Annotated in this window: 2 protein-coding genes and 2 pseudogenes; 1 reads left to right on the forward strand and 3 read right to left on the reverse strand. The window is 61.9% G+C overall.

Annotated features, from left to right (window positions below):
* Positions 1-254: pseudogene (gene glpT, locus B2V21_RS10365) on the forward strand (glycerol-3-phosphate transporter); the annotation flags it as partial.
* 18 nt (positions 255-272) lie between these two features.
* On the opposite strand, the gene B2V21_RS10370 reads toward glpT, so the two are convergent.
* From B2V21_RS10370 to B2V21_RS10380, 3 genes and pseudogenes are all read right to left on the reverse strand, one after another.
* Entirely contained in the window at positions 273-947 is a 675-nt protein-coding gene (locus B2V21_RS10370; protein WP_049860294.1) for a gamma-glutamylcyclotransferase, read from the reverse strand.
* Positions 948-1,196: 249 nt separating this feature from the next.
* Positions 1,197-2,168: a CDP-6-deoxy-delta-3,4-glucoseen reductase gene (locus tag B2V21_RS10375; protein WP_286916797.1), complete on the reverse strand. Its 972-nt coding sequence runs from the start codon at positions 2,166-2,168 to the stop codon at positions 1,197-1,199.
* Positions 2,168-2,616 (reverse strand): annotated as a pseudogene (locus B2V21_RS10380) (3-octaprenyl-4-hydroxybenzoate decarboxylase); the annotation flags it as partial. The pseudogene B2V21_RS10380 and the gene B2V21_RS10375, both read right to left, overlap by 1 nt.

Here is a 2,616-nt window from a genome sequence, read left to right on the forward strand (position 1 = left end):
CGGTGATGCTGATCGGCCTGCAGGCCCTGGAATTGGCACCGAAGAAAGCGGCAGGTACCGCCGCCGGCTTCACCGGGCTGTTCGGCTACCTGGGTGGCTCGGTCGCCGCCAGCGCCGCGATGGGCTACACCGTGGATCACTTCGGCTGGGACGGTGGTTTCGTCCTGCTGATCGGCGCCTGCCTGCTGGCAATCGTCTTCCTGATCCCCACGCTCTGGCACAAGCAGGTGGCCAGCGCCGAGCGCCATGCCTGATTGACCCAGGCTACGCCGTCAGGGCAGGAATTGCTGCGAAGCCTGAGTGCAGCTGCCCTGATGGCAACGCTTGAGCCTGGCTTCCAGGTTCTTGTCCGGCATTGCGTGATTGCGCAGGGCACTGACGGTCTGCTCGACGTAATCACGAGTGCTGCCAAAGCGCCCACTGGCACTGTCCAGAATCTGTGTCAGCAGGTTGTCGGGCAGGTTGCCGGCATAGCTGGGCAAATGCCGCTCCAGCACGAAACCCAACGCCTGTACTTTGGTGCCGTCTTCCAGACGGCAGTTGAGCCAGTGCGGGCGGTAGGAGGGATAGGGCATTTCACGCTGCCAAAGCGCCAAAAGCGAGTCTTCGAGATTTTCCTGCGGCAGGCGGTAGGCGAAGCCGGCGCAGGAGCCGCCACGGTCCAGACCGAACACCAGGCCCGGCCGCTCGGGCGTGCCTCGGTGCTCGTGGGACCACAGGTACAGACCCCGGTGATAGCCATGGACTCGAGCGCGGCGCCGCTCTGCAGCGCTGCATTCTGGCCGCCAGATGAGCGAGCCGTAGGCGAACAGCCAGACCGGACCGCCACGATGACGTCGCATCGTCGTATTCAGTGAGTGAAGAAGTTGCTCGTGGGTCAGTTGCGGCCCGAGATCGAGCGACGGCGGATAGACCACATTCAAGTGCGCAGTTTCGAGTACCGACATAAGCAGTCGCCTGTTATCCCCGTAAGATTGCAATGAACCCTTACTCTAACGCATTGCAACTGTCGCGCCTCTACCGTATGGCAGATTGGTCAATAAATACAAGCGCTTATAATCAACTTCAAATAGATTGGTTATAAGCACCAAAGCGGCACAGGCACAAAACTCTGTGCACGATTACACGGCGTCGTATTCGACGCCGGCCATGCAGTGAAGAAGTTCAAGCCACGAAATGACGCAGTGGCGAAGAAACTAGAGTGGGCGCGGCGCGTAGGCGAAGACATCCGCACGCATCTGGTGCGCATCCATGCCGGCTTCGACCAGGGCATCGAGCGTGGCATAGATCATCGCCGGTGAGCCGCTGCCATAGACATGCACCCCGCTGAGGTCGGCGATGTCTTCGCAGACCGCTTCGTGCAGCATGCCGCAGCGCCCTTCCCAACCGCACAGGTCGCTCACCACCTTGTTCAGGAACAGGTTGGGCAACTGCTTCCATTGCTCCCAATGTTCCAGCGCGTAGAAATCCTCGGGGCGACGCACACCCCAGTACAGATGCACCGGATGCTTGAAGCCCTGGGAACGGCAGTGCTCGATCAGGCTGTTCATTTGCGCCATGCCAGTCCCCGCGGCAATCAGCACCAACGGCCCGTCGGGCAACTCGGACAGGTGCGTATCGCCGTAGGGCATGTGCACACGGGCCATGCCATTGCGCTGCAACTGCTCGATCAGGCTCTGTGCGCTGGCCTCGCGCACCAGTACGTGCAACTCCAGATCGCGCCCGCTATGGGGTGCAGACGCCAGGGAAAAGGCTGACTTTTCGCCGTTGTCGCGCTCGATCATCAGGTATTGCCCGGCGTGGTAGCGCGGCGGCTTGCCAGCCGGCGCGCGCAGGCGCACACGCCAGACGTCGCCGCCGATATCGACGCAGTCGACCAGTTGGCAGGCGAGGCTGCGCACCGGCAGCTCGCCCTTGGCCAGCACACCGTCCCAAAGGATCACGCAGTCCTCCAAAGGCTCTGCGATGCAGGTGTGAAACTCGCCGTGATCGATCACGACGCCTTCCTCACGAACGCTGCCTTCCACCAGCACCGCGCTGCACACATGGCAATTGCCGTTACGGCAGCTCTGCGGGCACTCGTAGCCCAGGCGCTGCGCGGCAGCCAGGATCCGCTCGCCTGGCAGGGTTTCCAGCACCACGCCCGAAGGTTGCAAGGTCACACGCATCAATCTATTCCCAACTGATTCCAGAGTTCATCGATGCGTCGGGTCACGGCCTCGTCCTTGACGATGACCCGCCCCCATTCGCGCGTCGTCTCGCCTGGCCATTTATGCGTGGCATCCAGGCCCATCTTCGAGCCCAGACCCGACACCGGCGATGCGAAGTCCAGGTAGTCGATCGGGGTGTTGTCGATCATCACGGTGTCGCGCTTGGGGTCCATGCGCGTGGTGATGGCCCAGATCACGTCGTTCCAGTCCCGGGCATTGATGTCGTCGTCGGTGACGATGACGAACTTGGTGTACATGAACTGGCGCAGGAACGACCACACCCCGAGCATGACCCGCTTGGCGTGCCCCGGATACTGCTTCTTCATGGTCACCACGGCCATGCGGTACGAGCAGCCTTCAGGCGGCAGGTAGAAGTCGGTGATTTCCGGGAACTGCTTCTGCAGGA

Source organism: Pseudomonas sp. UBA6276 (genome assembly GCF_002438365.1).
Taxonomy (GTDB): Bacteria; Pseudomonadota; Gammaproteobacteria; order Pseudomonadales; family Pseudomonadaceae; genus Aquipseudomonas; species Aquipseudomonas coleopterorum.